Source organism: Enorma burkinafasonensis, from assembly GCF_902150035.1.
GTDB lineage: Bacteria > Actinomycetota > Coriobacteriia > Coriobacteriales > Coriobacteriaceae > Enorma > Enorma burkinafasonensis.
The window spans coordinates 1-6,275 of sequence record NZ_LR597533.1; the positions used below are offsets into that span (position 1 = coordinate 1).

Consider the following 6,275-nt stretch of genomic DNA (forward strand, 5'->3'; position numbering starts at 1 on the left):
TCCGGACATGCCGTCCTCCGATCTCCCGGGGCCGGCCGATCCGGCCCTCAGGGTATCGGGTTCCCACATTCATCCGCACATGTGCGGATGAATGTGGGAGGTGTTCGGATAAAGTTGATAATCAAGGCTTGCTCGGTGTTGCCGTTTCCTTCCAGTATATCGACCGCGCACGGCGTGGACGCCGTCTATAATGGTGCGTTGATATGAGGGGCGCGCGGCGCCCGATGACGTGACGAAAGGCCGTACATGCAGGCACAGAAGGCAGAAGGAACCAGGGACCTGATCGGGCGCGAGATGCGCGCCTGGCAGCGCATGCAGCGCATCGCGGCCGAGGTGTTCGGCCCCTACGGCTTCGAGCAGGTGGAGACGCCGGCGATCGAGCAGGTCGACGTGTTCGTGCACGGCATCGGGCAGTCGACCGACGTGGTGCGCAAGGAGATGTTCCGCGTCTTCTCGGGCGCGAACCTGGAGCGCGTGCTCGCCGAGGGCACCGACGCGAAGCTCAAGGCCAAGCAGCGCCTGGCCCTGCGCCCGGAGGGCACCGCGGGCGTGGTGCGCGCCGTCGTGGAGAACAACCTGGTCCCGCAGGGGGCGAGCCCCGTCAAGCTGTACTACGCCGAGGCGATGTTTCGCGGCGAGCGCCCGCAGAAGGGCCGCCTGCGCCAGTTCCACCAGGTCGGAATCGAGTGGCTGGGAGCTCCCGACCCCGTCGCCGACGCCGAGTGCATCATCATGCTCATGGAGTTCTACCAGCGCCTGGGCTTCGACCTCTCGAAGCTCCGCCTGCTCATCAACAGCATGGGCGACCCGGCGTGCCGTCCGGCGTACCGCGAGAAGGTCCGCTCGTTCATCCTCGACCACGCGGACGAGATGTGCGACGAGTGCCGCGAGCGCGCCGAGGTGAACCCGCTGCGCGCCTTCGACTGCAAGAACGACCGCTGCCGCGAGGTCATGAAGGGCGCGCCGCTCGCGCCCGACCACCTCTGCGACGAGTGCGCCGCCCACTACGAGCAGGTCAAGCGCTATCTCGATGCCGCGGGCATCGCCTATGTGGAGGACCCGACCCTCGTGCGCGGGCTCGACTACTACACCCGCACGGTCTTCGAGGTCGAGGCGCCCGGAGCGGGCGTGGGCTCGATCGGCGGCGGCGGGCGCTATGACGGCCTCGTGGAGCTCGAGGGCGGCAAGCCCACGCCGGGCGTCGGCTTCGCGGTGGGCTTCGAGCGGGCGCTGCTCGCGCTCGAGGCCTTCGGCGGCGAGCTCGCGGACGAGGCCGAGCCGTGCGTCTACGTGGCGAACGCCGGGGCGGAGCTGCGCGAGCGCGTCTTCGGCATCACGCATGAGCTGCGCCGGGCCGGCATCCGCACCGAGGCCGACTACCAGGGCCGCTCGCTCAAGAGCCAGTTCAAGCAGGCGGACAAGCTCGGCGCGACGCTCATGGTTGTCGTGGGCGGCGACGAGCTCGCCCAGGGGGCCGTCAAGCTCCGCGACATGGTGAGCCACGAGGAGTGCCTCGTGCCCGTCGACGGCATCGTCGAGGCGATCCGCGCCGCGCGGTAACGGCTGCGTTACTCAGCGTATCTTCATACACCTCACGATGGGGTTACCTATAATGTGGCGAGACGCGCCCGGGAGGCGCGCCGCCAGAAGAAGGAGGCCCCATGTCAGAATCGACGGATCCCGCGCGCTGCACGGTAGGCCGTGAAGCGGGTGCCGCTGCCGACCGGCCCGGCGCCGCGCTGTCGCCCGCGCGCATCCTGAGCAGCACCGAGACCGCCTCGGCGATCCGCAGCTACGCCGAGATCGAGCTTCCCGAGCGCCTGCGCGAGAGCCTGGCGCTATTCCTCCGCCTGGAGCGCAAGGTGCTCCGCGAGTACGACCCCGAGCTCTGCGAGCTCTTCGATCGGTTGCTCAACAGCGTCGTCGCGGCCAACGAGGGCGACCCGGGCGGCGCCGCCGCCGGCGAGCACGTCGATGCCGAGGGCATCCCCGTCGAGGACACCCCGAGCGCGCAGGCGTTCCGCGACGCCGTCGCACTCATCGACAGCCTCTCGCTCGACCGCGCCCAGGTGGTGGTGCGCGCGTTCACGTCGTTCTTCCATCTCGCCAACCTCTCCGAGGAGAACTACCGCGTCGCGAGCATGCGCGCCCGCGAGCGCGAGGTCTCCCCGAACGCGCTCGTGGACCCCTCCAACGAGCTCACCGTCGCCTACAGCCAGCTCGTAGACGAGCTCGGCGGCGGCCCGGCTACGCAGCTGCTCGGCAGGCTCGAGTTCCACCCGGTCTTCACCGCGCATCCCACCGAGGCGCGCCGCAAGGCCGTCGAGGGCAAGATCCGCCGCATCGCCCGTCTGCTCGACGAGCGGCCCGAGCTGGGTGGGTCGGCGCTCGTCGAGAACGAGCGGCACCTTTTGCAGGAAATCGACGCGCTCGTTCGCACCTCGCCGACCTCGGTGAGCAAGCCGACCCCGCTCGAGGAGGCCGACACCGTCCTCGACATCTTCGACAACACGCTGTTCGACATCATCCCCGAGGTCTACCGCCGCTTCGATGACTGGGTGCTCGGCGAGTACGCCGGCACGGTGCCGCCCGTGTGCCCGGCGTTCTTCCATCCCGGCAGCTGGATCGGGTCGGACCGCGACGGCAACCCCAACGTGACGGCCAAGGTCTCGCGCCAGGTCGCCGCGAAGTACGCGACGCATATGCTCGAGAAGCTCGAGGAGAAGTGCCGCCGCGTGGGGCGCAACCTCACGCTCGAGGCGCGCTACACCAAGCCCTCCGAGGAGCTGCTGAACCTCTGGAACCACCAGGTGGAGATGAGCGAGATCCTGACCTCGCGCGCGCAGGGGATCTCTGCTTCCGAGCCGCACCGCGCCGTGATGCTCGTCATGGCCGACCGCCTCGACGCCACCATCCGCCGCAATGCCGACACCATGTACCGCAGCGCCGAGGAGTTCCTCGCCGACCTGCGCGTGGTGCAGCGCTCGCTCGCCGCCGCAGGCGCCGTCCGCGCGGCCTACGGGCCGGTGCAGACGCTCATCTGGCAGGTCGAGACCTTCGGCTTCCATATGGTCGAGATGGAGTTCCGTCAGCACTCGGTCGTGCACGAGCGCGCGCTGGCGGACATCCGCGAGCACGGCCTGCATGGCGAGCGCGGCGAGCTCGCGCCCATGACGCGCGAGGTGCTCGACACGTTCCGCGCGATCGGCTCCATCCAGAAGCGCTACGGCGAGAAGATGGCCCGACGCTACATCATCTCGTTCACCAAGAGCGCCCGCCACGTCGCCGACGTCTACGAGCTCGCGAACCTCGCCTTCGCGCATGCCGAGGACGTGCCCGCGCTCGACGTGATCCCGCTCTTCGAGCAGCTCGAGGACCTCGAGGGCTGCGTGGACGTGCTCGACGCCATGCTTGAGCTCGAGCCCGTGCAGAAGCGCCTCGCGAGTACGGGGCGCCGCATGGAGGTCATGCTCGGCTACTCCGACTCCTCGAAGGACGCCGGCCCGACCACGGCCACCCTCGCGCTGCACAGCGCGCAGGCCCGTATCGCCGAGTGGGCAGAGCGCAACGACATCGACCTCGTGCTCATGCACGGCCGCGGCGGCGCCGTGGGCCGCGGCGGCGGTCCGGCGAACCGCGCCGTGCTCGCGCAGCCCGCGGGCTCGGTGAACTGCTTCTTCAAGGTGACCGAGCAGGGCGAGATCATCTTCGCGCGTTACGGCAACCCGCTTCTGGCGCGGCGCCACATCGAGAGCGTAGCCGCGGCGACGCTGCTCAACTCGGCGCCGTCGGTGGAGCGCGTCAACACCGAGACCACCGCGCGCTATGCCGAGATGGCCGCCCGCCTGAACGACGTCTCGCACGAGCGCTACCTCGACCTCCTCAACACCGACGATTTCGCGCCGTGGTTCTCGATCGTGACCCCGCTCACCGAGGTGGGCCTTCTGCCCATCGGCAGCCGTCCGGCCAAGCGCGGGCTGGGCGCCCAGTCCCTCGACGACCTGCGCACCATCCCGTGGGTCTTCTCCTGGTCGCAGGCGCGCATCAACCTCGCGGCATGGTACGGGCTGGGCAGCGCCTGCGAGGCCCTGGGGGACCTGGAGCTGCTGCGGCGGGCCTACCGCGAGTGGCCGCTGTTCGCCACGTTCATCGACAACATCGAGATGTCCATCGCCAAGACCGACGGCCGCATCGCGAAGATGTACCTCGCACTCGGCGACCGCGAGGACCTCGCGCGCAAGGTCTTCGACGAGATGCAGCTCACGCGCCGGTGGACGCTCGCGATCGTGGGCGATGCCTGGCCGCTCGAGCACCGTCACGTGCTCGGTCGCGCGGTGCGCGTGCGCAACCCCTACGTCGACGTGCTCTCGCTCGCCCAGGTCCGCGCGCTGCGCGTGGTCCGCGCCGAGCAGGACGAGCTCGCCGCCGAGGAGAAGGCCGCCTACCTGGCGCTTATCCTTTCGACCGTGACCGGCGTCTCCGCAGGGCTCCAGAACACGGGGTAGGGGCGCCGGCGCGCCCGCCTCGCGTGGGGCATGCGCCATCGCGACCGCGGGCTCTCCCTCCATCGCTTTCCGAAAGCCGTCCGATGCCCGCGGGCGGCTTTCCTATGCCGAGTCGCCCGCCGTGCGGGCCTCGCAGCTCGGTTATGCGTGGTTCCCGGTACCGAATCACGAGAGGGTTTCATGCTACGGCTTGTTCTATCGTACGGATTATGCAGATGAACCACTGGTATCGTACATATTCTGCATTTCCGATGAGTTTATCGTAAGAAAAATGCAAAAATATATATTAAAATGAATATATCGTACGATAGAGGATTGAGATATGCAGAAAACGTACGATAGTACCCTCAGTTATGCAGAAAAGGTACGATAGAAAGTCGAGATATGGGAAATGGCAGGTATCTACTGGGGGTTTCGCAGGAACCGCTCGATGACGTCGCTCGGCACCGCCATCTCCGTGTAGGTCAGCGCGGATTGCGGCCGAATCGTCGCGAGGCGCTTTATGGCGGCGGCGACGCGCTCGGAGCGCGGGATGCCGTAGCGGACCAGCTTGTCGACGAACAGCTGCGGGTTCTTGATGTCCTCGGGCGCGATGCGCAGGATCGGGGCCCCGTAGAGCGTGAGCTCGGCTTCGCGGTGCTGCTCGGCGGCGAGCGCCTGGATCGCGGTGCGGCCGAGGGCCCGGGCATCCTCGTCGTACTTCCGGATGCCGTCCGCCTCGCCGATGACCTCGCCGCCGTTCGCGAGCTTCCAAAGAAAGTCGACGCGGTAGGTGCGCTCGGAATCGTCGGGACGCGGCAGCTCGACCTGCAGGTCGGGGAGGGCGAAGCCCTGGGTGATCATGAGGGCGCGGGCGGCGGACTCGAGCCAGCTCTCGCTGCGCGGGTCGGCATAGCTCATGATGCCGACGGCGCGGTTGACCCCCTGGCAGTGCGCGCCGAATCCGCGAAACGCGGCGTGCATGGCAGAGCGGCTCGAGCCGCTGAGGGCAAGTGCGCGGTCCGCGATGGGGAGCCCCTCGGTGAAGGAGCTGGTGCGCAGGCAGTCGAAAGCGGTGCGCGCGAGCGGTGTGACGGAGATACCGTCGACGACCTCGACGTCGTCGCCGACGATATGCCGTGCGATGCGCCCGGTCGCCCGGCGGCGCTGCTCCTGCGTGGTGGCCACGTGCACGGTCGCGAGGCGCGGGTTGGAGATGGGCAGCCCCCACACGAGGCCTGCGGTCTCGTGGCAGAAGACCATATCCGGATGGAGCTTCTGCATGCCGCGCACGATATGGAGCGCCTGGGCATCGGGTTTGAGTGCGTGCCAGTACTCCGGGCGGGCGAAGAGCGAGCGCTCGGGCCGCACGACGGAGCCGGCGGCGGCGCGCCGGTTCAGCAGCGCCCGAAGGGCCGGGTCCTCGACGACCAGGCACGTTCCTCTTGCCTCGGCCTCATCAAAGAGATCGGCGAGGATGCGGTCGTTGGCTTTACTCATGGCGCTCCCATCGATCGCGTGGCGGCTGAGATGCGACGCCTGCATACGGTGTCGCTACTGTCGTAATAATAATGCAGAAATGGCTGGGGAAACGCAGAATCCGTTCGACGGTCGGCAGGTGGGCGCGGCACAACCGTGACCTGCGGACCCGCGCTGCGAAGGGAGGTTGATTTCCGATCCCAACCGAACACATTGAGCTGACGGCACGCTCCCGCAGTTAACCGAACGCCCCCGAGGTCCTATCCGGGCCCCGGGGGCGGCATTTTCCCAGTTGAAGGAATGGTGGAGATG

The 6,275-nt window shown here is 68.1% G+C and carries 3 protein-coding genes; 2 read left to right on the forward strand and 1 reads right to left on the reverse strand.

All coding sequences use genetic code 11. From position 1 onward, the window contains the following. Positions 1-246: 246 nt before the first annotated feature. Both hisS and FS885_RS09620 read left to right on the forward strand, forming a co-directional pair. Positions 247-1,560, forward strand: a complete 1,314-nt coding sequence (hisS, locus tag FS885_RS09615; RefSeq protein ID WP_144744819.1) for a histidine--tRNA ligase — start codon at positions 247-249, stop codon at positions 1,558-1,560. A gap of 101 nt (positions 1,561-1,661) precedes the next feature. Beyond that, a complete protein-coding gene (locus FS885_RS09620) occupies positions 1,662-4,505 on the forward strand; it encodes a phosphoenolpyruvate carboxylase (protein ID WP_144744820.1) in 2,844 nt (947 codons plus the stop codon). Positions 4,506-4,907: 402 nt separating this feature from the next. On the opposite strand, the gene FS885_RS09625 is transcribed toward FS885_RS09620, so the two are convergent. Beyond that, the gene (locus tag FS885_RS09625) at positions 4,908-5,984 is read right to left on the reverse strand and encodes a type IV toxin-antitoxin system AbiEi family antitoxin domain-containing protein (protein WP_144744821.1); all 1,077 of its coding nucleotides are present in this window, start codon (positions 5,982-5,984) and stop codon (positions 4,908-4,910) included. Positions 5,985-6,275: the final 291 nt, after the last annotated feature.

What these genes read in the sequence shown, in the direction of transcription:
- hisS (WP_144744819.1), top strand. Translation starts at nt 247, where the DNA reads ATGCAGGCACAGAAGGCAGAAGGAACCAGGGACCTGATCGGGCGCGAG.
- FS885_RS09620 (WP_144744820.1), top strand. Translation starts at nt 1,662, where the DNA reads ATGTCAGAATCGACGGATCCCGCGCGCTGCACGGTAGGCCGTGAAGCG.
- FS885_RS09625 (WP_144744821.1), bottom strand. Translation starts at nt 5,984, where the DNA reads ATGAGTAAAGCCAACGACCGCATCCTCGCCGATCTCTTTGATGAGGCC.